General features: G+C 63.9%; 21 protein-coding genes. 9 read left to right on the top strand and 12 right to left on the bottom strand.

Translation table 11 applies throughout. From position 1 onward, the window contains the following. Positions 1–23 precede the first annotated feature (23 nt). Positions 24–1223 (top strand): acyl-CoA dehydrogenase family protein, encoded by a 1200-nt coding sequence (locus tag VNW74_RS07780; RefSeq protein ID WP_325676024.1) that lies wholly within the window; start codon positions 24–26, stop codon positions 1221–1223. Between the two features lie 34 nt (positions 1224–1257). Here VNW74_RS07780 and VNW74_RS07785 read toward each other — a convergent pair whose 3' ends face one another. Then, positions 1258–1662, bottom strand: a complete 405-nt coding sequence (locus tag VNW74_RS07785; RefSeq protein WP_325676025.1) for a nuclear transport factor 2 family protein — start codon at positions 1660–1662, stop codon at positions 1258–1260. Positions 1663–2226: 564 nt separating this feature from the next. On the opposite strand from VNW74_RS07785, the gene VNW74_RS07790 reads away from it, so the two are divergent. The 4 genes from VNW74_RS07790 to VNW74_RS07805 all read left to right on the top strand — a co-directional run bounded on the left by VNW74_RS07790 (position 2227) and on the right by VNW74_RS07805 (position 7398). Then, positions 2227–3462 (top strand): LLM class flavin-dependent oxidoreductase, encoded by a 1236-nt coding sequence (locus VNW74_RS07790; protein WP_325676026.1) that lies wholly within the window; start codon positions 2227–2229, stop codon positions 3460–3462. Between the two features lie 219 nt (positions 3463–3681). Continuing rightward, positions 3682–4695 (top strand): spirocyclase AveC family protein, encoded by a 1014-nt coding sequence (locus VNW74_RS07795; RefSeq protein ID WP_325676027.1) that lies wholly within the window; start codon positions 3682–3684, stop codon positions 4693–4695. A 430-nt stretch (positions 4696–5125) separates the two neighbouring features. Further along, complete coding sequence (locus VNW74_RS07800) at positions 5126–5746, top strand: hypothetical protein (protein ID WP_325676028.1); 621 nt, start codon at positions 5126–5128, stop codon at positions 5744–5746. A 2-nt stretch (positions 5747–5748) separates the two neighbouring features. Continuing rightward, positions 5749–7398 (top strand): PEP-utilizing enzyme, encoded by a 1650-nt coding sequence (locus VNW74_RS07805; RefSeq protein ID WP_325676029.1) that lies wholly within the window; start codon positions 5749–5751, stop codon positions 7396–7398. A gap of 73 nt (positions 7399–7471) precedes the next feature. Here VNW74_RS07805 and VNW74_RS07810 read toward each other — a convergent pair whose 3' ends face one another. Continuing rightward, a complete protein-coding gene (locus VNW74_RS07810; protein ID WP_325676030.1) occupies positions 7472–8566 on the bottom strand; it encodes an AraC family transcriptional regulator ligand-binding domain-containing protein in 1095 nt (364 codons plus the stop codon). Positions 8567–8728: 162 nt separating this feature from the next. On the opposite strand from VNW74_RS07810, the gene VNW74_RS07815 reads away from it, so the two are divergent. Both VNW74_RS07815 and VNW74_RS07820 read left to right on the top strand, forming a co-directional pair. After that, on the top strand, positions 8729–9757 hold the full coding sequence (locus VNW74_RS07815; protein WP_325676031.1) for a hypothetical protein: 1029 nt from the start codon (positions 8729–8731) through the stop codon (positions 9755–9757). Next, entirely contained in the window at positions 9750–10484 is a 735-nt protein-coding gene (locus VNW74_RS07820; protein WP_325676032.1) for a hypothetical protein, read from the top strand. Before VNW74_RS07815 ends, VNW74_RS07820 begins: the two co-directional genes overlap by 8 nt. 45 nt (positions 10485–10529) lie before the next feature. On the opposite strand, the gene VNW74_RS07825 is transcribed toward VNW74_RS07820, so the two are convergent. The 4 genes from VNW74_RS07825 to VNW74_RS07840 all read right to left on the bottom strand — a co-directional run bounded on the left by VNW74_RS07825 (position 10530) and on the right by VNW74_RS07840 (position 15550). Beyond that, entirely contained in the window at positions 10530–12140 is a 1611-nt protein-coding gene (locus VNW74_RS07825; protein WP_325676033.1) for a PEP-utilizing enzyme, read from the bottom strand. A 65-nt stretch (positions 12141–12205) separates the two neighbouring features. Further along, positions 12206–12541, bottom strand: coding sequence for a 2Fe-2S iron-sulfur cluster-binding protein (locus tag VNW74_RS07830; RefSeq protein WP_325676034.1), 336 nt, complete (start codon positions 12539–12541; stop codon positions 12206–12208). A 190-nt stretch (positions 12542–12731) separates the two neighbouring features. Continuing rightward, on the bottom strand, positions 12732–14348 hold the full coding sequence (locus tag VNW74_RS07835) for a PEP-utilizing enzyme (RefSeq protein WP_325676035.1): 1617 nt from the start codon (positions 14346–14348) through the stop codon (positions 12732–12734). Positions 14349–14560: 212 nt separating this feature from the next. Continuing rightward, the gene (locus VNW74_RS07840; RefSeq protein ID WP_325676036.1) at positions 14561–15550 is read right to left on the bottom strand and encodes a DUF7065 domain-containing protein; all 990 of its coding nucleotides are present in this window, start codon (positions 15548–15550) and stop codon (positions 14561–14563) included. Positions 15551–15744: 194 nt separating this feature from the next. Between VNW74_RS07840 and VNW74_RS07845 the strand changes: the two genes are divergently transcribed. Both VNW74_RS07845 and VNW74_RS07850 read left to right on the top strand, forming a co-directional pair. Beyond that, positions 15745–16467, top strand: coding sequence for a helix-turn-helix domain-containing protein (locus tag VNW74_RS07845; RefSeq protein WP_325676037.1), 723 nt, complete (start codon positions 15745–15747; stop codon positions 16465–16467). 164 nt (positions 16468–16631) lie between these two features. Then, positions 16632–18311: an FAD-dependent oxidoreductase gene (locus VNW74_RS07850; RefSeq protein ID WP_325676038.1), complete on the top strand. Its 1680-nt coding sequence runs from the start codon at positions 16632–16634 to the stop codon at positions 18309–18311. A gap of 30 nt (positions 18312–18341) precedes the next feature. On the opposite strand, the gene VNW74_RS07855 is transcribed toward VNW74_RS07850, so the two are convergent. From VNW74_RS07855 to VNW74_RS07880, 6 genes are read right to left on the bottom strand one after another with little or no spacing between them, the layout of a single operon-like run. Next, positions 18342–19685 (bottom strand): cytochrome P450, encoded by a 1344-nt coding sequence (locus tag VNW74_RS07855; protein WP_325676039.1) that lies wholly within the window; start codon positions 19683–19685, stop codon positions 18342–18344. Between the two features lie 2 nt (positions 19686–19687). Next, entirely contained in the window at positions 19688–21079 is a 1392-nt protein-coding gene (locus VNW74_RS07860; RefSeq protein WP_325676040.1) for an aromatic ring-hydroxylating dioxygenase subunit alpha, read from the bottom strand. Between the two features lie 46 nt (positions 21080–21125). Next, on the bottom strand, positions 21126–21353 hold the full coding sequence (locus tag VNW74_RS07865; protein WP_325676041.1) for a lipoyl domain-containing protein: 228 nt from the start codon (positions 21351–21353) through the stop codon (positions 21126–21128). Between the two features lie 35 nt (positions 21354–21388). Continuing rightward, complete coding sequence (locus VNW74_RS07870) at positions 21389–22372, bottom strand: pyruvate dehydrogenase complex E1 component subunit beta (RefSeq protein ID WP_325676042.1); 984 nt, start codon at positions 22370–22372, stop codon at positions 21389–21391. Then, on the bottom strand, positions 22369–23355 hold the full coding sequence (locus VNW74_RS07875; protein ID WP_325676043.1) for a thiamine pyrophosphate-dependent dehydrogenase E1 component subunit alpha: 987 nt from the start codon (positions 23353–23355) through the stop codon (positions 22369–22371). Before VNW74_RS07875 ends, VNW74_RS07870 begins: the two co-directional genes overlap by 4 nt. A gap of 33 nt (positions 23356–23388) precedes the next feature. Next, positions 23389–24201 carry an SDR family NAD(P)-dependent oxidoreductase gene (locus VNW74_RS07880; RefSeq protein WP_325676044.1) on the bottom strand — a complete coding sequence of 271 codons (813 nt, stop codon included), beginning with the start codon at positions 24199–24201 and terminating at the stop codon, positions 23389–23391. Positions 24202–24256 lie beyond the last annotated feature (55 nt).

A 24256-nucleotide genomic window follows, 5' to 3' on the forward strand; every position in this document is an offset into this window, starting at 1 on the left:
AGTAGGAGAGAAAGGGATCGGCCATGCTGCGCTGGACCGAGGAACAGACGTTGTACCGGCGGGCGGTACGCAAATTCGTGGAGACGGTGGTTGTGCCACAACGTGAGGCGCTGGAGTTCGAGGGCTTGCCGCCGTACGACGTGCTGCGTCAGTTCTACAAGGAGTTCGGCGTCGGCGAGAGCGCGATCGAGCGGTTCGAGGCGACAATGTCGGGTGGTCCGCGGCCACCTCGTGACGCGGCGGAAAAGCTGATCCCGTTGGTCGAGTTCGCCCGGTGCAGCCCCGGTTTGGCGGTCGCGCTCGGCACCAGCATCGACCTGACTGCGGGTGCGATCCTTCGGGACGGGTCCGATGAACAGAAGCGGCGATGGGCTCCCGACCTGTTGACGCTGAGAAAGGTTGGCGCGTGGGCGATCACCGAGCCTGAGTCCGGGTCGGACGCGTTCGGCGGGATGCGTTCCAGCGCACGTCCCGTCGACGGGGGATGGGTCCTCAATGGCAGCAAGACGTACATCAGCAACGGCCCCTACGCGGACACGCTGGTGTTCATCTGCAAGCTCGACGACGGGTCCGACACACCGTCTCGGCAGCGTCCCATCATGACCTTCGTCCTCGACAGTGGCATGCCCGGGCTCTTGCAGAGCAAGCCGCTGCGCAAGATGGGTCAGCATTCCTCGCCGACCGGTGAGCTTCACCTCGAGAACGTTCAGGTCAGGGAAGACCGGTTACTCAAGGGACCAGCGCGGAATGCCGCGAAGGGATCGGGCAGCTCGGGCGCGAGTTCTACGTTCGCCATGGAGCGGGCCAGCATCGCGGCGACCGCGTTGGGCATCATCGAGCGCTGTCTGCAGTTGTCTGTCGCCTATGCCCGCGACCGTGTGCAGTTCGGCAGGCCGATCGGTGACTATCAGCTTATCCAGCTCAAACTGGCCAAAATGGAAGTGGCGCGGCTCAATACCGAACACCTGTTGTTGCAGTACATGGCGATGGCCGACGCCGGCGTCCGACCGACGATGGCCGAGGCGTCGGCCGTCAAACTCTATGCGGCCCAAGCGGCAGTGGACGTTACGAGCGAGGCGGTGCAGGTGTTCGGCGGCAATGGCTACATGGCGGAGAACCACGTCGAACAGTTGTACCGCGACGCCAAAGTCCTGCAGATCTACGGCGGAACCGACGAGATCCAGGTGCGAACCATCGCCCGCGATCTGCTGAGCCGCACCTGAGCGCCGCGACCCCTGCGGTTCCGATGCCAGGGAATCACCTCCAGGACCAAATGATCGGCCCCAAGATCGCGGCCGTGTCGAAGTAGTACGGGCGAATCTCCACCACTCGGCCGCCGCGCACTCGCCACACCTCGGCGACGCTGCTCTGGATTTCGCGGCCACGCAAGGTGAGGTTGACCAGGCCAACCGCCCTTTCGCCGTCCACGATGAGCTCATCGACGGTGAGCCGGGACATGTCGAAGTCCTCGAAGACGTACGCCAGCGCTCGCAACACATTCTGCAGTCCGCGGTGAACACCGGCGTTGGGCAGGCTGGCCGGTTCGTGCAGAACCACGTCGGGATCCAGAATCTCCAGGATTGCCGCCATATCGGAATTGCTGGCCGCTGCGTATGCCGCGCTGACGACAGCGCGGGTTGTGGTCGTGGTTGGCGATTCCACATGCACCATGGTGTGTAGTCCCTTCCTTGCAAAGAGCCAAGGTTATCAGCCGTTCGGTTGTGAGCTACGGCGATTGCCTGAGATTTCCTGCGAGACCGGCGCCGGAGAGTGAAATTGCCTTTGCCTAACGCATATACGTGTACATGGAGCGCGTGATTCGGCTGTTCTTGCCAACCGCAGACCGATAGGCGTTGCTAGCCAGATGGCCTCATTTCAACCGCACGTACGACCGTTGCTGGTGGCAGCCGCGCGCCGTTTCAGGCTGCTCGGTGACCGACGAAGCTGCACCATACGTACGGTTGGATTCGGTCCAAAAAGACCTCTTATGGGGTGCGTTCAGTGCTCGCTGATCCTAGGCCGCGGGAGTAGCCGTGATGGTCAAAGTGCCTTGGATCAGGGCAGTATCGCGCAAGCGGTCCGCTGTCATTGACCGAGCGCGGCTCTTTCAACCGAACGATTGACAGACTGGCGTAACGCGGGTTACGTTACGACCTGCCGTGGTGTCCGGATGGACCGTCCGCCCCGCCCGCACTTGTTCCGAACGACCGGAGGCGTCGGGCGGGGGTGGTCGTAGCGCTCGGCGACATCTTGTTGTGCCAGGTGTTCCTCGAGGAGAACGGGAGTGTTCGGATGGCCAAGGTGAAGCTCGGCAACGCGGGCGTGTACTTTCCCCCGGCCGACAACGTGCTGACCGGGGCTCAGATGGCCGACGCGACAGGTATCGATTTCTCGATTTTCTTCGACCAGTTGAACCTGACGATCCCGCGCTCGATGTGGGTACCCGAGTTGGTCAAGGCCGCGGCCAATTTTGACATCGACTGTTGGATGGATCCCTGGGTGCTTGCCGGATCGGCGGCCGTCGTCACGGAGAAAGTGCAGCTCTCGTGTGTCAGCGATGCGCTTCGCCGTAGACCTGCGAACTTGGCTCAGCTGGCGTTGAGCGTTGACCATATGAGCAAAGGCCGGTTCATGTTGTGCATGGGCGCCGGCGAGACCAAACAGTTTCGCCCGTATGGCTTGGAGCGTCGGAGGCCCTTCACTCATCTGCAGGAGTCGATAAAGATCATCAAGAAGCTCTGGGCGAGCCACGATCCCGTGTCCTATGACGGACCAATCTGGAAGTTGGAAGACGCCATCCTGAGCCTCAATCCGTACAACGTCGGCCAGCCGCCTCCGATCGTCGTGCTCGGCGGCCCGGGGCGTTCCATCGAGATCGCCGGCACCCACGCTGACGGGTGGGCGTCTTATTTTCCGGCATGTGGAGACGCTGAATGGTTCGCCGGCCGCCGCCAAGAGCTGCGCGAGTTCGCCGAGCGGGCCGGCCGGGACCCCGATGCTCAGATTCTCATGGGCATGTTCTTGTGTGTCATGGAGGAAACCGACGCGGCGGCCGAAGCGCTGTGCGACAACCTCGCATTGCGTTGGGACGCAGCGGTGATGATGCCGAGCGGAGCGTCATGGCACCAGTGGAACCCGGATAACCCACCGCACCCGTTCGGCGACGAATTCCACTATGCCCGCGACCTGATTCCTATGGAGTGGTCACGCGAGGACGCGGTCCGAATCGCCCAGTCGGTCCCGCCCGAGATCGTGGCGCAATCCAAGTTCACCGGCAGTCCGAAGACGATTGCGAACATGATCGCACCGTACATCGATGCCGGAATGACCCACGTTCTCGTCGCGAATTATGGCCAGCTCGTCACTACTGGTGACTTCAGCGACGCGGTCGCCAATGTCAATCTGCTCGCAGAGACCATGCAAAGCCTTCGCGACTACGTAGGTTCGGGCCTCGCAGTATGAGTTCCCGAGAATGTCGACCGATCAGTTGAGGATGAGGGCCAAACCAGTTGGTCGCGCCGTCCCGCCTTTGGTGGGGAACTCTGGTGCCGCAGCGCGACTGGGAGTCGATCGCGGCCCTGAACCTTCGACAGAAAACCTCGAACGATCGGTTGATAATGTGATGCGCGTTGGCTTAGGCTGCCACCAGTCAGGTGTAGCGACGAGCATAGGAGTCCAACGATGACGATCACCCGGACCCTTACTTCGGAGCCCGATCGTCTTGTTCACCTGCCCAATCGGCGGCGGGGCGCGTTGACGTGGCTTTTCGCCGTAGCAGGTGCGGTGCTTCTTGCTTGGCAGGCGTCGACTTTTGTGCGGTGGCTCGCGCGGGGCCACGTTGAGTCCATCGTTCGGTTTCGCGATCCCGGCGCGACATCGTGGGTTGCCGCCCGGGTATTCGAGCTGGTGTTTCTCGCGATAACGATCGCGCTGATCGTATACATCGCGCGGAATGCGCTGCGCCAGAAGAGGTTCACCCTAGACGCAATGATCGCGGTTGCGCTCTTGTCATCGGCCTGGCTGGATCCCGCGTTCATGTTCTACAAGCAGATATTTCTTTACAGCTCGCAGTTCGTCAATGTGCGTGCCTGGTGCGGCGACATGCCCGGCGTCCTGAACACGCAATGCGGAAACACGCCAGAACCCTTGATCGTTCCCCTTCTCTACGTCGATGTCCTCGTCGCGGCGCTGCTCGCGGCATGGGTGATAAGCAAGGTCCGTCCACGCGTCGGCAGTTGGAGTGTGTGGCATACCGTCGCCTGGGCTGGCCTGGTTGGTGCGGTGTTTGACTTCGTCATGGAAGTGCCTGCAGTTCATCTCGGCTTGTGGAAGTACGCCTCAGGACCCGACCTGCTCGCGCCGCCGGGGTTGCAAGATGCGAACCGGTATTCGCTGACCACGGCGTTCACGTTCGCCCTCATCACTGCTTCGGTAACTGCCCTTCGCATGCACCGCAACGACCGTGGCGAGAGCTTCTTGGAGCGGAATCAAACCCGAACGGTCCGAAGCCGATTCGTTTCCCTTCTTGCCGTTATCGGCTTCATTCAGCTCACGGTGATTGTCTCGTTCGCGCCCGCTATGCTCGCTGCACCGTACGCGGGCCCCTGGGAGCACTACCCTGCCTACCTCACAAACGGCATGTGCGACAACAATGTCCGCGATGGCGCGACGCCCTACCCGTGCCCAGCTTCATGACCGGCGGTCGAAGGGCTCAATGAACAGGCGCCAGGCTTCGCGACCCCGCAGCTTTTCCGCCGGTGCTACTTTGGACCGGAACGCGGATGCCGACTTCACCGTGCCACTGTGGAGCGAGACGCGATGGCATTGCTGCTGGAGCGTAGAGGCCGGAGCGGGTATCTACATTCACACTGGGCGGTTCCGTAAAGACCTTGACATGTGGTGGGCGCATATCGCCGCGTACCTTCCAGATGGCTTGTTGGCTGTTGACCGGTTCTGGTTCCGCAACGTGAGTCCGGCCGGTCTCGATTCGCAGAACCTGAGCCTCACAATCAGCGAAAGTGGTTGGCACTCCAGGTTTGACGGAGTATGCGAACTGACGAGCACGGCCGCGCTCAGCGCAGCCTCGCGTGGATGTGCAGGACCTACAGCCGGAGTACGGTGGCAGGTGACCGCTACCGCCGCGGCACCGGTCTGGGATGTGTACTCGAGCACCGATCGCGAACAGGACTTCGCGTCAATGCTGCACATCCAACAAGCCGCCACCACTGAAGGCACATTATGGGTGGACGGCGTCGAGTATCCACTTCACGGCGTCGGATTCAAGGACCACTCCAGCGGCGCTAGGACTTTCGGTGCCTGGCACGGCCACCGGTTCATGATCGCGCTGATGCCCCGGTGGGTGGTTCATGCTTTCACGGTGTTCCGTGACGACCGTACCGCTGCTGAACCGATCGGCTTGGTCATGGAAGACGGTGTCACGACAGCCATCACCCAGTTCGAGGCGCCCAGACTCAGCGACGCTACCGGTGCACCGGTAGACAACGTGATGGTGGTAGACGGGCCGTCGGGCCCGATGACACTGAATGCCAGTATTATTCATGCTCTGCCCATCACCATCACCGAGGACGGTGACAACTACAACGGCGTCGACTGGCAGGTGTCGTCGGACCCGATGGTCATGGTCGAAGGGATCGTCGCCCTGACGACGGCGGACGGCGAGCGCGGCGTCGGCTTCCTTGAGCGCAGCGCACGTCAATCGACGCTGCCGCGGCCTCAGGGAGCGTGAGCATGAAGGTTGTTCCGCCTTCAGAGTCCGACGCCCGCGCGGGGTGCAGCCACCAAGGTCTGACGTGTCCTCCAGCGGATGGTGTGCTGTGGACGCGGGTGAACACCGGTGAATTGATGCCTGGGATCATGAAGCCGTTTGCCTGGAGCTACTACGCGTACGGAGTGGAGTCTGGTCTTCGGCGCGGCTTCCACCATCTCGGGTTGATCGACGCCGGCGAGTCGATCTTTCCACTGCCGGTGCGCGAACGAATTGTCGCCTCCTTCCATGGCCGGCTGAGCGGCAACGTCAATGTGGCGCGGCGCATCTTCGGTGCCTTACCGGGAGTTTCCGGTGATGACATCGAACGCGATCTGCTGGGCTCGGTACGCGACCGGATCGTCGAGGATCCGCCTGCCGGACGCATGGGGGCGCTGATGACCCGCATCCCCGCGGTGATGTTCACCGGCGGCCGGCAAGCGCGTGAGCATCACGCAAGGGTCGAGGCTTGGTGGCGCGCTTGCGTCGACGGCAACTCCCTGCGAGAGGGCCTGGATCCCATCGGCACTGCCCACGCGGCACTGGCAGAATTCATCACGACACTGCGACTGCAGATCTGGATGCGGGTGTTCGGTCAAGCCGTGTCCGCCCAGCTGGCCGCGGTCGCGGACTTCGTCGGGCGGCCTGAAATCGTGGGTACGCTGCTGGGCGGCGCAGCGGCGACCGAAGAAGCCCGCATCGCGGATGACTTGTTTCACGTGGCTACGGGTCGCAAGTCCCTGGACCGGTTCATCGCCGACCACGGGTATCAAGGACCGAATTCGGGGGATCCGGCTGCCCGTGTCTGGCGCGAGGACCGCCGGCCAGTTGAGCGCTTGCTCGATGCTCTCGCCACTGCGGAGCCACCGGCCGAACGCCGCGCCCGGATGGTTGCCGATCGGCGTCGAACTGTCGAGGCCGTTCTCGCCCAGTTGCCCGTACATCGAAGGCCGTTGGCGCGCTTGGCGGTTCACCTGGCGCCGATAGCCGCGCGCAGTATCGAGGGGACCAAGACGTCGATGCTGCGAACAGTGGATGTCGGCCGGGCCGCCGCTCGCGTGGTTGGCGCTGAGATGGTCGCCGCACGGATCACCAGTGACGTCGACGATGTATTCCATTTGTATTGCGATGAAATCGCCGAGTGGAACGGCCGCCACGTCGCGGCGACGATCGACGCACGCAAAGAATTGCACGCGGCGTTCCTGACCGAAGACTTCCCGGAGACATGGGAGGGTGAGCCGGTCGTCGGTTCACGGCCGGAGTCGCCCACCGCGGACGTGACGACGGTGCGGGGTCTCGGGGTCAGTCCCGGCACTGTGCAGGGGCGTGTGCGTATCGTGCGCGACGCCGCCGACGACGTCACCATCGATAACGGTGACATCCTGGTCTGCCCGACAACCGATCCGGGCTGGGTATCGCTCATGACGCTTGCCGGCGCACTGGTCATCGACATCGGTGCCGCAGGCTCGCACGGGGCGATCGTGGCGCGCGAACTCGGGGTGCCGTGCGTGGCGGGCACCCGATCGGGGACCCGCGATCTTCGTGACGGTGACATCGTTCGTGTCGACGGCTCGTCGGGGATCGTCGAGGTGGTCCAGCGCCAACCCGTCCAGACGGCGCACGGGCCGCAGTAGCACTGACACACAACGCTTCTGACCGGTTAAAGCCCTGTCGCATCGAACGAGTTGAGGTCAGCGATCGTCTCAGCTACCGACTGGCGAGGCTCATTCCATCCCCGAGCGTCTCTTTCCTGAACTGCTGAATGGTCCTGCCGATGTGGGCCTTGAAGAAGCGCCTCAGGCTGCGTTCGTCGGAAAAGCCGACGCGATGAGCGATTTGCCTAATCTCCAGATCCGTTGTCGCGAGTAGATTCTGAATCGCTTCCAGCCGGATGGCGATGTTGACCTCGCTGAAGTTGAGTGCTTCTTTTTCGAGCTTGCGGTTCAGCGTCCTGGCGGTGCAGTGCAGCCGTTCGGCGACATCGGCAATGCTCAAGTGGCGGTGCAGGTTCTGGTAAAGGATGGCCCGGACCTTGTGCGAGACCATGGAGCCGGCCTTGACGCTGTTGAATACGTCCGTCAGGTGCTTCAGACAAAGCTGGTGCGTTTCCGGGTCATGACCGCGCAGCGGAATGCTCATGGCGTTGGTGGTGAGCAACATGGTGCTGCGGACGGCGGAGAACCGTATCGGACAATCCATCAGTTCCCGGTAACGGTGCAGATGCGCGGGCTCCGGGTAGGTCAGCGCCAGTCGCTCAACGGGGAACTTCCTGATGCCGATCAGCCGCTGCAAGGCCATGTCGCAGGCAATCTTCTCTTCGATCAGGAACTGCAGCAGGTCGGAACGAATATGCGGATAGGGAAGATAAGTCAGCAACAACTGATCGCCGACGGGCGCGAAATCCATCGCAATCAGATTGCCGAAAAAGACCGGGTTGTACTGATGCCACAGCCGCGTCGCTTCGTCTGAAGTTTCGCAGGTCATCACGCTGTAACCGAGGATTCCGAGGTCACCGAGGGTCAACTGCTCGCCGAGCGTGAAGGCCAGGGAGGCAGATCCGGACAGGCGGTTGATATTGGAAATGATCCGGATGTACTTCGAAATCTCCACCAGATACAGCGGGTCAGCAAGATCCCGCACGCCGATGCCGGTGCCGGCCAGTACCTGCTCGCCGGGATATCCCTGCTGCAGCATGACCTTGAGGTAGAAGTTGATCTTGGCCGGCCGGAGCCGGGTGAGCTCGCCGGTGGCCGGCCCGCTGTAATCGTCCTGGTTGGTCCGCATCCTGACCGGATTCGCCATTCTCAGTCCTCCGGCCCAACCATAGGCTTGTGCCGCCTAACGTTAATGGGGAATAGGGGAAAGATGCGAGACCCGTTTCGGGTTATTGTCTGGGGCCCCGGTCGCCTTGGCGCGATCTGCATCAGGGAATGCACGCTCAACCCGGCTCTGAGGCTGGTGGGCGTGCGCGCCTACAGCGAGAACAAGCACGGCGTCGACGCGGGCGTGCTGATCGGCATCGGCGAGATCGGTGTCACGGTCAGCACCGACGTGGCCGCCGTCATGAGCATCGACTGCGATGCCGTCGTCTACAGCGCCCTGGACATGGGGATCTACCACACCGATGACGAGATCATTGCGCTGCTCGAAGCGGGCAAGAATGTCATCACGACCCTGCCGTACCAACATTTGGAAGCCGTCAGGGATCAGGCCTTCATAGATCGTCTGGAAGCGGCCTGCCGAAAAGGGCGGTCGGTCTTCCACGCCACCGGCGTGGACCCCGACACGGTTTGCGACCGAGTGCTGCCCGCGTTGACGAGCATGTGCACCGACATCCGCCACGCGCAGATCCAGGAAAACTGGGATGTCGGCGCGTTTGGCATCGACACCTTGCGGGTGATCGGTTTCGGCCAGCCCAGGGAACAAGTCGAAGCCAACGCCGACAGCCTGTCGTTCGGCGACAACTACGGCAAGATGGTCACCTACGCCTGGGCCGAGATGATGGGCGTCACCTATGACCGGCGCACCGTCGAGCGCATCTTTCCCGTTGCGCCCGAAGACATCCAAACGCCCTCGGGGCTGCTGGTCGAGAAAGGCACGGTGTGCTGCTACACCACACGGTGGAGCGGCTACCTCGACAAACTTGGCGACCAGCCGTTCTTCCAAATCGAATACAACTGGCACGCGGGCGGCAAGGCCGTTCCCAGCCATGTAAAGGAGGACGTCACCGGCTGGGTGCTGTCCGTCGAAGGGCGGCCCAGCATTCGGACGGTGATCGACTTGAAGGCGGATCTCGAGACCGGTGAACGCTACGCGATTCCCGGGAACCCAAATTTCGAAGCCAGCTACCACGCGGTCGCGGCGCCGTGCCTGCAGGCAATTCCATACGTGGTGAACGCCGCGCCGGGAATCCTGCCCGTCTTCCATACCACGCATCATTGGACGCCGGATCTCCGTCAGGTATTGATGGAAAAGGAGCCGACCCATGCATGAAACCGTTATCCGGAAGACCAATCTGTTCGGCGCCTGGTGCGGCATCGGCTATATCGCGCTGCTGCTGCTCGGCTGGTGGGTGGTCGGCGGGTTCTTCCCGTTGCACAAACCCTCGGCGGGGGCCGAGGAGATCGCCGGCTTCTTCCGGCAGGACGTCGTCGGCATCCGCCTCGGCATGGTCATTGTGATGTGGGGCGCGGCCGTATTCATTCCCTTCACATCGACGATGGCCGACTACGTCGCCCGGTTCGAAGGCCGCACCGGACCACTGACCCGCACCATGACCATGGCCGGCTACTCCAACGCCCTGTTGACCTTCTACCCCCCGCTGTGGTGGATCGCCGCCACCTGGCGAACCACCGAGCGCTCGGCAGATACGACCCGGATGCTCAACGACATCGCCTGGCTCCAATTCCTCGGCGCTCTGTCGCTCATCATGCCGATGTTCGTCGTCGTGGTCGTCGTGGCATTCAACGACAAGAGCGCACACCCGGTGTTCCCACGATGGTTCGGCTACCAGAGCATCATGACCTTTATCGCGTTCCTCCCAGATCAAGCACTGTTTTTCTTCAAGACCGGACCCTTCGCGTGGAACGGCGTGCTGGGATTCTGGATACCGCTCACGGTGTTCTGCGGCTGGTTCGTATCGATGTTCTACCTGATTCGTCGCTCGCTGCTGGATGAGACGCACGAGGCCGAGCAGCCGGTTACGTACGCAACCGCGTGACGGCGGGCGGTACACCAGGACGACCGGGGCGGGCTCATCGCCCGCTCAGCGGGCGGGCCCGTGGGCCAGGATCTCGACCTTTCCTGTGGAGCCGTCGACCCGCACCCGGTCTCCGGTCTTGATCAGCTTCGTCCCATGACCCGTGCTGACGACGCACGGAATCCCCAGCTCGCGTGCGACCACGGCCGCGTGACTGAGCGCGCCCCCAATGTCGACAACCAGCGCCGAGGAGATGAACATAATCGACGACCAGCTGGGATCGGTGGTCTGTGCGATGAGAACCTCGTCGGGTTCGACCTCGGCGAACGACGGATCGGTGACGACGCGCGCCGTCCCCTCGACCACACCACCGGACACGCCGACGCCGTTGATCACGCCGTCAGTGCCGGTCGGGCCCGCGGCGCCAGCTGGCTCGGTCCCGGGCAGGCCCACCCAGTGGGTGCTCGTCAGCCTGAGCGCCTGGTACCTTGCCCGCGTCAGCCGCCGCCGCTCGATCAGGTCCTCGAGATCGGTGGGCGGCGCCGCCAGCAACTCCTCACCGGTGAGCAGAAATACGTCCGAGGCGTCCCGAACGCGCCCGGCCTCCACGAGCAGATCCCCCACACGACGGGCGGAGGCGCGGGCCGCATCGATTGATTGCAGGAATGCGCGTTTGCCGACGCCACGCAGCGGGATCCGCCGGGCCGCCAAACGCAGTATGAGCTTGGCCCCTGGACGCGCATGATGTGGCAGTGCCGCCACCAAGGCGGCCTGCATTCGGGCCAGCTCCTCGGTTCGCGCACGCTCTCGGGCGATCGGGCTCTCGCTCTCAGGCCGCTCGGCGTAGCGGGCGATCAGATCGCGCAGTGGCGTGTCATCCTCGCGCCACACCACGCTGGAGATCTCACCTTCGCCCGGACCGTGGAAGCCGTGGTTTGCGACCACCTGCTCGATCGTTGTCTGGTGCCGCGATGCTTTCCAGATGTCAGCGATGACGGCCATTTCGGCGCCACCGGTGCCGCTGAGAACACCGATGTCACCGACCCCGGTCCGGGCGATCAGCCGTTCGACGGCATCGTAGAGCGGCTGGACGCTGCACAACGTGCCGACCATCTGGAGACAGCTGGTGCGCTCGAAACGGCGCACCGCCTCGGAGAACACCCTGAGTGCGTCGTCCCGGGTCATCGCGTCCACGCGCGCCACCGAGTCCCGCCACCACATGTCCGTTTCGGAAGCCAGCCTGCCCAGCGTGGCGGGGAACCGCAGGAACATGCGGGGCAGGCGCCACGCGATCGACGCGTAGTAACGCCGCGTCGGGTTGAACGTCATATCTGGGGGCGCCTCGCCAAATAGTGAGCGGACCGCGTCCTGCCCCGTCGTGCCGGGCACGCGATCACCCATCGCGGCCATGTACTCGACCTGGCACGACAGTCGTCCGTAGAACACGCGCAGGTACCAGTCGGCGGGATCTGCCGGTAACTTCAGCTCGGCATCGTGCATCATTCCGACCATCCACGGTGCCCTCCGGGCCGCGCGCTCGGCCGTGGCTCCCCACAGGGCCGTGCCGAGCGGGGTGAGCACACCAGGAGCAGCCTCGCCGAGGTTGGCGGTCGTCCAGTGATGGACGGCCCGCGTCGAGGGCATCAGCGGGTCGAACTCATCGCAGGCAACGCTCACAACAACTCCTCAACTGGTGCGAGCGCAGTCGCTGCACGGGCGGCATGGACTTTCGGTGGCAGAGATCAAGCATCTGTTTGGTCGACGTCCGCTGCGGCTCGCAGCCGTACGCCGCGCCGATGAACGGTGATCGGGCCTTTGATCTGTAGCTGGCACGCCAGCCGGGCCTTGCCGTCGACGGGCTTGTTGAGAGCGACAATTCGTTCCCGTTCGAGACTTGCTATTTCGGAACAGTTTTCGAAGCCACTAACAACCTGAGCCACACAGACGCCACATTCAGCGTTGCCGTTGCAGACGGTCGGCCATCGGTAGCCGCACCGTTGGGCGGCGCGCAACAAATTCTCCCCGGGCTCGAGTTCGATCACGACTCCGGCGGGCTCGACCGACACTGTCCGGCTCACTTAGCCATCCACTTGCCGCGGAGTGGTGGAGGTGCGGGCATCTACTCCGCGCCGATTGGCGGCGGCCAGGGACGCCGAATTCATGGAAATCAAGATAACCCCCGCGAATTCCGCATCGCCGAAGCGCGCCGCCGCGTCGGCTGAGGCGACTTTCCGGTCCTGGCAATGAACCACGAGGGCGACCAACCCGCTACGACTCGAGTGGTTTCAGCAGCTCCACGGTGCCGGTCCCGCCGTCCACCCGGATCAGGTCGCCGGTGCGCAACAGCCGACTGCCGTCGCGAGTGTTGACCACGCACGGAATGCCCAACTCTCGGGCAACCACGGCGGCGTGGCTCAGCGCCCCGCCGATATCCACCACCAGCGCCGCAGAGATGAACATGATCGACGACCAACTCGGGTCGGTGGTCGGGGACACCAGGATTTCGTTGGGCTCGACCTCATCGAACGCCGGATCGGTGATCACCCTGGCGAGCCCCTCAACCACCCCGGGGCTTACTCCAACCCCGGTGACCGACCGCGCCCTGGCGGTGCTGACCGGCTGCTCGACGATCGGGGTGGGCACGCCCACCCATGCCTCGGGCAGGCGCAAGGTCTTGTAGTGCGAGTGCCGCTCCCGGCGGAGGGCGACCACCTCCTGGACGTCCGCGGTGGGACGGCCGAGCAGCTCGGCGTCGGTGAGGAAGAAGACGTCCTCCGGGTCGGCCAGTACGTCGGCATCGGCCAGGAGCATGCCGGCCTGCCGGGCGCACGCCCGCACGACGTCGAAGGCCTGCAAAAACGCCGTTTTGGACACCCCGCGTAACGGGATGCTGACTTCGGCGCGGCGCAGCAGCAGCTTCACCAGCGGCCGCTGCACTGCTGGCACCGCCGCCACCAGCTCCTTCTCCAACCGGAGCCGCTCCGCCTGCCGTTCGCGGTCGCGCAGTCGGGGGTCGGCGTCATCGGGCCGTGCCGCGTAGTCGGAGGCCAACCGTCGCAGTGGGGTGTCATCCTCCCGCCATACACGCCCGGACAGTTCACCCTCGGACGGCCCGTGGAACCCATGCTTGCGCACTACCTCGGCCAGCTCGATCTCGCCGCGCGAGGTACGCCACAGGTCGGCGACCACCTCGGTCTCCGGTACGCCGCCATACCCTCCGGCCAGCGCGGTCGGCTCGCCGATGCCAGTGCGAGCGGTCAGCGCGGTGAGTGCGTCGTACATCGGCTGCACCGCGCAGAACAGCGCCATCGATTGCAGGTAGACACACCAGCGGAATTGCGCGGCCGCCTCGGCGAACACCCCGAGAGTTGCGGGCAGGCCGAGTGCGCCGACCCGGCGCGTCTGGCGTGGCCAGAACTCTTCGCTGACCGCCCGCGCCGCGCGCAGTCGACCGGCAATCCGCAACATCTGATACGGCACCGCGACCCCGACCGCCGGATAGCGCCTGATCGTCGGGCGATAGTCGATGGTGTCGGGGGCGTCGCCGTAGACGCCGGTGGCCACCTGTTGGCCGGTGGTGCCCGGCATCCGGTCACCGAGGCGAGCCAGCAGCTCTACCGAGAGTGCTCCGCGGCCGTAAAACACCTGGCAGAGTTGGCGCCCCTTCGGTGGCAGTGTCGACTCGGCGCGGCTGAACGCGCCCATATCGCGCATGCTCAATCGCATGCCGGCCTCGATGGTGGGCCCCCACAGGCTCCAGCTCAGCGGAGTTTGCACCCCCGGTACCGCCTCGCCGATGTTGCCGGTGGTCCAGTGCAGCCCGGGGTCACTCGGATCGTTCAATACGTCCCAGCTCTCCCCGGCGTCCGTTCTAGCACCCGTCATGCGCCGCTGACCTGGGGCCGGAGCATCGAAGCGGTCATCGTAAAGCCCCTTCGGCAGAGGTGTCATCGCAGTTCAGAGCAGGTCCGGCGGACGACCTCGTCCCAGACTAGGGCCCAAAAGGCGAAATTAGCAAGCGACCGCTAGCTACTTCAACGTGTGTAAGCCCGGTCGTCCGGGTCGGGGATCTTGACCGCTTCCGCCTCGCCCAGCTTTCACATCGACGCAGCGGAAACCGGATAGCCGGGCAGCGATCGGAGGAGACGGCGGGCCTGCTGCACCGGGAAGAAATCTTGCTCTTCACCGACCACGAGCTGACCGTCGAACTCCCACTCGGTGTAGCACCAATACATGTACATGAAGCCGTAGCCGTGCCAGCGCAGCGTATTCCGGCAGGTGCCCACCGCGTGCAGCTCGCGGCCCAGCTCGTCGTTCCCGTGCACCTCCACGCGCAGCGGTCGGCCGTCCACGCCCCGCTCGGTGACCCTGCGCCGGGCCGAGGTCAGCCGGCTGGGTACTCCGTCACGTAGGTACCAACCGAAGAGGATCGGGTCGTCCACGCGCACACATGGATCGGACGCTGGCGGCTGGTCGCTCACGGCGAGAACGCAGAATCCGCTGCCCTCGGATGCGACCGCCGAGCCGAAGTTGCCGCGCGGGTTGCTTTTGTACTGCCGAGGCCCCCACGAGTGGTCGCGGGCGTAGAAACAGTCGATGTCCAGCCGCTCTCCAGGCAGCTGCACCGTGCCTCGCATCCGGCCCGGCTGGTTGTAGTGGCCCTTGCCCCACTCGTCGGAACCCTGTGGCAAACCGGCCCCGATCGGAGCAGCGGACTGCGGCGGTGCTACCGCGTCCCAGTTCAGCTCCAGGGTGCAGCCCTCGGCGCGGAAGTCGAGCGCGAACGATTCCTGCGGCTTGGCAGAACGCACGCTGAGCCCGTTGTCCAAGGTGAAGTCGAACATCTCAGCGTCGGCCGGGAGCGCCGCCGGGTTGCCCCAGTCGTAATACAGGCAGTCCCAGGTGTTCTCCCCAGACGGGTCCCAGAGGGCGACCCCGCCGACCGAGTATTGCATGTTCGGCCGATGGTAGAAGTACACCCAGCCGGTCAGCGTGCGCTCCGGTGCGGTGAATCCGAACCAGGCGCTCTCGTTCCAATATGGGTCGACTGAACCCCGGTGCAACCGGTCGTCCTCAGGACGAATCATCGTTGGCTCTCCTGTCCGGCCAGCGCGGGGCCCGCTAGCGATACTAGATTTGCATCCGAGACCGCGGGCCGGGTTGAGAGCAGTTGCTCTCTCCGCAAGTCAGCTCTCGGGTGTGCTCCCTCGACGATGCCGACGCCGAGGGCGTGCGACGTCTTTGGCCAGAACGGCGGGCGATGCCACCGTACACTGAGGTCATGACTGCAGCTCCCTCCGGAGAAGGAGCATCGGAGCCGCTCACGCGGACAAGATCGAAGAAGCGCCGTTCCTCGCTAGTGCTGCGGGAACTAATCACAGATGCCGCTCGTGATCTCTTCGCGAGCCGGGGCTATCAAGCGACCACCACACGTGACATCGCCTTGGAGGCGGGCGTCAACGAACCCACGATCTATCGGCATTTCGGGTCGAAGCCGAAACTCTTCGAAGCGGCCGTCGTCAAGCCTTACCACGAGTTCATGACCGATTTCATGACTCAATGGACTCGCAACAACCTTGAACCGCAGACCGGTGAAGAGGTCGTGCGGAATTTCGTGGTGGGCCTGTACGACGCGCTATCGGCGAACCGAAACCTGATCTTGGCGTTCACGTGTGCGGAGTATTTCGATGCGGGTGAAATCGGGCGCTCCGGCGAGGAATCGATTGTGAGCCGCGAGCTTCGAGCGATGGACGACTGGGCTCGGCGGACGTCGGCGCAGCTCGAATTTCACGACATCGATATCCCGGTGACGCTGCGATGCTCGTTCGCGATGGTGATGGGCCTGGTCCTCCATGACAATATGCTCTTCGAACAGGGACCTAAGCATCCGACCCGGGCGCGCATCATTCGAGAGCTAACCACCTACATGTATCGCGCCCTGTCCACCCGGCGGATTGAACTGGGCTCAGACAGAGCCCTGGAATCGCGGCAGGCTTCAGAATGACACCCTGCCCTGCGGTCGTGGGTCGTGGCATGAAGATAGCAACGGCATCATAACGGCGTCTTCCGCCTTCTCTAGGTATTTCTCGAGCTGTAGTCTTTGACATCGGTGGTCGCTGACTTTCCGCTGAAAGCTAGCGGAAGATATTCAAGGATGAGCACAGCTCGATGAACTCGACGGTCAAGCCCGGCGATCAACCCGTTCCGTCGGAGGCGGATCTGCTGGTGATCGGGTCGGGAGTCGCCGGCGCGGTCGCCGCCCTGGCCGCGCACGCTCGAGGACTGCACCCGGTCGTGGTGGAGAAGACCGATCGGGTCGGCGGCAACAGCGCGATGTCCGGTGGGCTGATGTGGGTGCCTAACAACCCCTTGCAGCGCGAAAACGGCGTTGCCGACTCCGCAGGACTCGCTCGGACCTACTTGGAGGCGGTGCTGGGTGAGCCGTCAGCACCGTCATCCCCTCAACGCCGCGCCGCCTTCCTCGAGCAGGGGCCTGCGATGATCAGCTTCCTGCGTACGCGGGGACTTGAGCTTTACCGGTGCGCGGGTTACAGCGATTACTACCCGGAAGAGCCCGGTGGAATGCCCGAAGGCCGCTCGGTCCGAATGGCGACGTTCGACCTCAATCGCCTTGGCCCCTGGCGAAATCTGTTGCGCCAACGCGATCTGTTTCCCGGCGTTCCGATCCACATGGAAGAAGTAGCCGGCGCCAACGTCGCGACCCGGACCCGTCGGGGGGCGCTGACCGCGGCACGCGTCGCTGGACGCGCGGTCGTCGGTCGACTGCGTGGCCAACGTCCCGACTCCCTCGGCGCTTCGCTGATGGGCACGCTCCTACTTGCCCTCGTTGAACGCGGAATTCCGGTCCACACCAACGTGGCGTTGACCGAGTTGACCACCTCCAGGGGCGCGGTGACCGGTGCCGTGCTTGCCATGCCCGACGGTTCACGCCAAGTCGTGCGCTCGAACGCGGTACTCCTGGCCAGTGGCGGGTTCAGCCACAACGACGTGATGCGCAAGCAGTACGGCAGGTCGCCGGCCAGTACGGCGTGGACACTAGCCGGACCCGGCGACATGGGGGATGGCATTCTCGCGGGCCAAGCTGTCGGGGGGGCGATCGACCTGATGGACGAAGCGATCTGGATGGGCACCTCGGTCCGCCCGGACGGCGACCGCGAAATGCATCTGTACGACCGTTGCCTACCGCACAGCATTGTGGTTGATTCCAGCGGCCAACGGTTCGTCAACGAGTCCGTCGACTACAGCCGATTTGGCCAGGCCATCTACCGGCGTGACCCGGAGGTGCCGGCCATACCGAGTTGGCTGGTGATCGACTCCCGACACCGCAACCGCTACAGCCTGGGCGACATATTCCCTCGGGTTACCCCCAAGGCGCTGATCCGACAGGGTTACGTGCGCAAGGCTGACACGCTCCACGGTCTTGCGGTTGCTTGCGGGATCGACGCCGAAGGTCTCAGCGCCACGGTGGCGCGGTTCAACGAAATGGCGGCTCGTGGCGTTGACCTGGACTTCCATCGGGGTGAGAGCACTTACGACCGTTACCTTGCCGACCCCCGGGTCACGCCCAACCCGGCCCTCGGGCAGATCAGCGCGGCACCGTTCTACGCCGTTCCGTGCTATCCCGGTGACGTCGGCACCACTGGCGGGCTCTTGACCGACGAACACGCCCGATTGCTCGCGACCGACGGGCGCGTCATCGCTGGTGCCTATGCCGCCGGGACCTGTTCGGCCACCGTAATGGGCCGTGCCTACCCGGGACCCGGCGCATCGATTGCGGCAGGTGCCACCTTCGGCTACATCGCGTCAATGCACCTCGCGTCGGGCTAAGAGCGTGAGGGTGTTGTTGGATCACCGGCGTCAGTGCGGTTCGAGTTGAGTGACTTCGGGCACTGTCGGCGACATGGCAGCGCTGGGGAGCACACTGTCGGGCTCCCAGATGAGGGGCAGGCTGTTGAAGCCGTGTACCAGGAAGATCGTGTTGCGGGTGGGTCTGCGGGTTGGGTCGAGTTGGAGGGTCGGGATTCTGCGCAGCAGAGTGTTGATGGCCAGCTTCAATTCCTGGCGGGCCAGTGCGGAGCCCAGACAGTTGTGCACGCCGAGTCCGAACGTCACGTGTTGCCTCAACTCGGAGCGTTCCCGGTCGATGCGGAAGGTTTTCGGGTCGTCGAAGACGTCCTCGTCCATGTTGGCTGAGGCGTACACGGGGCGGATCTTCTGGCCGGCCTCGAAGCTGTGCCCCGCGAACTCCATGGCTCTGGCCGTGGTGCGGCAGGTGCCTTCGATCGGCGCCATGTAGCGCAGGATCTCTTCGACCGCAGTACCGATCAGCTGCGGATTCTCCTCTAGCTTGCGGCGCTCGCCGGGATTGGTGCACAGCAGGTAGATGCCGTTGCACATCGCTGTGGCGCTGGACTCGATGCCGGCGCCGAAGAACTGGGACACGGCGACGACGGCTTCTTCGTGGGTGAAGTAGGAGCCGTCGTCGGCGGGCGTGGTCAAGATGTGGGTGACCGCGTCGTGCAGCTCCTCACCTCTGGCCGCAGCGGCCACTCGTTCCGGGCCGACCTCGGCGAGGAACGCGCTGATTTCCCCCAGCGCCCAGGTGCCTTTCTGGTAGGCCGCGTCGTCACCACCGAACGTCGCGATGATGGCGAAGCCCATCTCCAGCACGTCCGCGCTGCGCTCGACCGGTAGGCCTACGAGGTGCGCGATCATGCTGCTGGTCACCGGAAGCGCGAAGTCCGACATCAGGTCCATCTGACCTTTGTCCGCCAACCCGTCGATCAGCTCGTCGATGCGGGTCTGAAGCATCGGCGCCAGCGCCGCGATGTTCTTCGGCGCGAAGGCGGGACGGCAGATCTTGCGGCTGCGGTTGTGCGGTTCACCGTCGGACCACACCAGCATTCCGGTACCAGCGACGGGAGTCATCCGCTCCGGCCCGGCGCCTTCGATGGACAGGAAATCATCGGGGCTGTGCAGGATCTTTTCGACGTCGGAGTACTTCAGGAACGAGTACAGATCGGTGACCGGGCCGGTCACGAACGGGTTGTCGTTCAGTTCCTTCAGCTCGGCCTCATCGAACACGTGGTGGTGCACTGGACAGGCCTTGCGCAGGTGCTCGAAGTGGTCCTCGATGTTCTGCTTGACCTCGGGTGAACGCGGGTCGTACGAACTGGGGTCGTACTGGTCGACGGCAGTCATCGTCAGGCCTCCAGGTAGCGGTCGAGGATCGAAGCGAAGTGCCGGATCCGGCACTCCTGGTACGCCGAAAACGTCACTCCCGGTTTGCGGCTGGCCCGCAGGCCGCGCTGCACCCGCGACAGGTTGCCCATGTCCTGGTTCAGGATCGCGCCGAGCGCGCCGAGCTCGGGTGCCCCGGTCCAGTCCGGCGAGTCCGACCCGGGAGCGTTGTCCAGCCAGTGAATCTTCGCGGTCGGCGGGTCGACGCCGTCCGGGTAGAGCCCCATCAGCATCACGTCGACAATGCACGACTGCGGGTTGTTGTCGTCGGGTCGGAAGCGGTAGACGATCGGGAACCCGTCGCCGGCCCACGGGATGAAGTTCGGGAAGAGCGCGTACTCGATCGCGTCGATAGCCTCGGAATTGGACATCTTGCTCATGTCCACGCCGTAGAGCTTGCTGAACTCCACTCGGTGTGCGTTCGCGGCCACGTCGCGGGCGGTCCGTGTCGCACCGATCTCGGTGGGCTCGCTGCTTTGCAGGAAGTCAACGACCAGACTGTCCACGACCTCCTGATCATCCACACTGTCACCGAGACTGGGGCTGGGCACCCCGATGAGCGTGATCATCCGGTTGCTGTGCTCGTCAAAGACGTCGTACTGGGTGTTGTGATCACCGGTGAACAACACGATCTGCGGGTGCGTCATGAACACGTGGTAGCTCTCGATGAAGGCCTCCATGGTGGCCTTCCAGTTCGCCGGCACCCGGGCCTGCACGTGGGCGGCCTTGAACCGGCTCTTCAGCGGCATCTGCTCAAAATGCGCGGGCATTACCTCGCCCAGGTACTCCGCCAGCGTGCCGGACTCCGGGTCCAGGTTGACGAACACCCAGCCATCCCAGGTGTCGACCTTGACCTCGGGTAGCGTCAGCTTTCCCTTGTCGACTTGGGGGAAGTCCCACTGGCACGGCAGATTCCTCATGGTGCCGTCCAGATTCCAGGACCAGCCATGGAATTGGCAGGTCAAGCTGGCGACACTGGTCTGGCCGCGGGCCAGCTGGGTGCCCCGGTGCAGGCAGCTGTTGTGATAGGCCTTGATCTGTTCCGGGGTGACCCGGACGACGACGATTGAGTCGTCGGCGATGTCGTAGACGATGGTGTCCCCGACGTTGGGGATGTCCTCTTCGCGGCACGCCATCTGCCACACCTTGCGCCACATCTTCTCGACCTCGCGGTCGTGATACTCCTGGCTGAGGTAGCGCTCCTTGGGCAGGTCCGCCACCCCGAAATAGGCAGGCGACTCGGTCTGCAACACGGTCGGCACGACCTGGCGCGCAGCCTCCTCGGCGAGCACATCCTGAACAGTGGGACCGGCCGAGCGGGCCTGACGCCCTGTAGATGTGGCTGATGTGGTCATTGGGTATGCACTCCTGGTTCGTACCGATCGATCGCGTTTCCCGACGTCACTGGATGGTGCCAATGACGGCGCCCACTTCGCAGTTCTCCTCCGGACGTGCGCCATGTTTGAGCACTCCGGCAGAAGTGGCCTCAATTTCAGCCTCGGTCTTGTCGGTTGCGACTGTCAGTATCGGCTGACCGGGCGTCACCGCTTCACCGTCGGCGACCAGCCACTCAACTATGGTGACCTCAGTCACCGTTACACCCAGGCGCGGGACGATAACATCAGTCAAGGCAACTCAATTCATCCATCGGGACGCCAGCCGATTCATGATTTGCACACGGCACGCACGGACTCGACAATGCGGGCGACAGAGGGCAGATGCGCGGCCTCCAGCTGCGGTGAATACGGCACCGGGGTGTATTCGGCACCGACGCGCAGGATCGGCGCGGCTAAGGTGCCCCAGAGCTCTTGGCTCAGCCATGCGGCGATCTCAGCGCCTACGCCGAAGCGTTGAACCGCCTGGTGCACCACCACCGCGCGGCGGGTGCGCCGCACCGAGTCCAACATCGCGGCCGCATCCCATGGCACGATCGAGCGCAGGTCGAGCACTTCGACGTCGGTCTCGCCGTCGAGCTGTCGAGCTGCTTCGAGACTGTCGTGCACTTGCTTGCCGTAGGTGATGATGGTGACGTCGGTCCCGGGTCGTTTGATGTCCGCGCTGCCCAGCGCGACCACGTGCTCTCCGGCGGGCACGGGGCCTTTCACCGAGTACAACGCGGCGGGCTCGATCACAATGGTCGGGTCGTCGTCTCGAATCGCGGCGGTGAGCAATCCTTTCGCGTCCGCGGGGGTACTGGGAATCGCGATCTTCACACCGGGCACGTGTGCGAACCACGCTTCGACCATCTGAGAGTGCTGGGCGCCGAACATCATGCCGCCGGTGGCCATTCCCCGAATGGTGATCGGTACGTGTGTGCGGCCACCGGACATGTACCGCAGCTTGGCGGCGTGGTTGACCAACTGGTCCAAACACACCGCATAGAAGTCCGCGATCATGATCTCGGCGACGGGGCGCATGCCCAGCAGGGCGGCGCCGGTGGCGGCACCGATGATCGCCTGTTCGGAGATCGGAGTTTCCCGCACGCGTGCCCGGCCGTACTTGGTGGACAGTCCGGCTGTCACTTTCATCACGCCGCCAGCGGGATCGATGATGTCCTCGCCGAGCAGAAAAACCGACTCGTCGCGGCCAAGCTCATGGTCGAGTGCCTGGTTGAGCGCTTCTGCCATGGAGATCCGGGGGGCGTTCATACCAACACCCCTTTGGCGTACACGTCGGTGAAAAGCTCGTCAGCGGCGGGTAATGGAGCGGCCAGGGCGGCGTCAACGGCGCGGACCAACTCGTCGCCCAGACGCTGGTCGAGCGCGTCAAGCTCGCTGTCGGTGGCCACTGCGTCGGCTATCAGCCGTTCCCGGTAGCGGGGCACCGGATCGGCAGACATCCTGGCCTGCAGCTCTTCTTTGGGTATGTAGGGCATCTGGTCGCCAAATAGGTGGCCCATGAATCGGTAGGTCATCGCCTCGATGAGGGTCGGCCCACCGCCCGTGCGGGCGCGTTGGACAGCGTCTCGCGCGACCAGATAGGTGGCGTCTGGATCATTGCCATCCACGGTGACGCCCGCAATCCCGTAGGCGTCAGCCCGTTGGGAGATCTTGCCGACCCGTTGGGTGTCCACTCGTGGTGTGTATTCCCCGTACTCGTTGTTCTGACAGACGAATACGACGGGCAGAGACCACACAGCGGCGAGATTGAGCGCCTCGTGAAAGGCGCCGATGTTCGTCGCTCCGTCACCGAAGTAACACACGGTGACTCGGTTCAGGCTCTTGAGCTGGCAGGCCAGCGCGATCCCGTTGGCAATCGGCAGGCCGCCGCCGACTATGCCGGTAGTTACCATCAGGCCCGAATCCGGGTCTGACAGATGCATTGGCCCCCCCTTACCTTTCGATGTTCCGGTGGCCTTGCCCAACATTTCGGCCAGGATCTCGTCAAGTGACGCGCCGGCGGCGATGCAGTCGTGAATTCCGCGGTATGTGGTCACCGTGTAGTCGTCGGCCTCAAGTGCCGCAGCGACCGCTGACGGCACAGCCTCTTGCCCACGCGGCGAGTAGTAGATAATCGTGATCTTTCCGCTCATCAGCAGGCTCCGAACCTGCTCGTCGGTCTGATGAATCTTGGACATGGTTTCGTAGATCCGCATGCGGGTCTGATTCTCGATCTGTGCCTTTGATGTCAACTTGGCTCCTCAAAGCGAATTAGGACCACCGCGTCATGCGGAGAGTTGGCCCGCATCAACAGCCACGGTCTGCCCGGTGATCAAGACCGCCAGGTCGCTCGCCAAAAACGCGATCACCCTGGCAATGTCGTCCGGAACACCGGTGCGCCCCAGCGGAAGCTGAGCGGAGATAGCAGCGATGAGGTCCCCAACACCGGCCGCTTCGAAAACGGGCATGTTCGCCTGCACACCAGGTGTGTCAACAACGGTCGGAGCCACCGCGACCGCGCGGATGCCGAACTGGCCCAGCTCGACCGCCAGGGCCTGAGTGAACGCGACGATAGCGCCCTTGCTTGAGGTATAGGCGCTCAGACCGGCGGCTCCGGCACGGAATGCCTGGGTCGAGGCGAGGTTAATGATCACCCCACCATTGCCGGCGGCGGCCATAACCTTCCCGGCCTCCCGGGAACACCGAAAAGCCCCGCCGATGTTCGTGCTCTGCACGCGGTCCCATTGCTCATCTGTGGTCTCGAAGAGAGGTGTGATTGGGAAGATTCCGGCGTTATTGACCAGGATTTCCAATCCCCCGAACTCCTGCACGACCCTCCCCACAGCGGCGGCCACTGAGAGCGAATCGGTCACGTCCAACTCGGCGCCATGCACCACTCCGACCGACTTTAAGCTAGCGGCCGCACTCTCTGCTTCGGTCTTGTCGATATCCGCGATCATCACCAGTGCGCCGGCTTCAGCCAGCCGGGCAGCCACGGCGCGACCGATTCCTCGCGCACCACCGGTGACCAGTGCTCTTCTGCCAGTCAATGCGAAAAGTTCGGTCAATGAGCGATCAGATACGTCCGGAGCCGCCACTGGTCTCTCCTAAGCTGGATTCAGCACGCCATGCCAGGCCGTAAGCAAGCAGTCA

Origin of the sequence: Mycobacterium sp. (assembly GCF_035570115.1) — a bacterium.
Lineage (GTDB): Bacteria > Actinomycetota > Actinomycetes > Mycobacteriales > Mycobacteriaceae > Mycobacterium.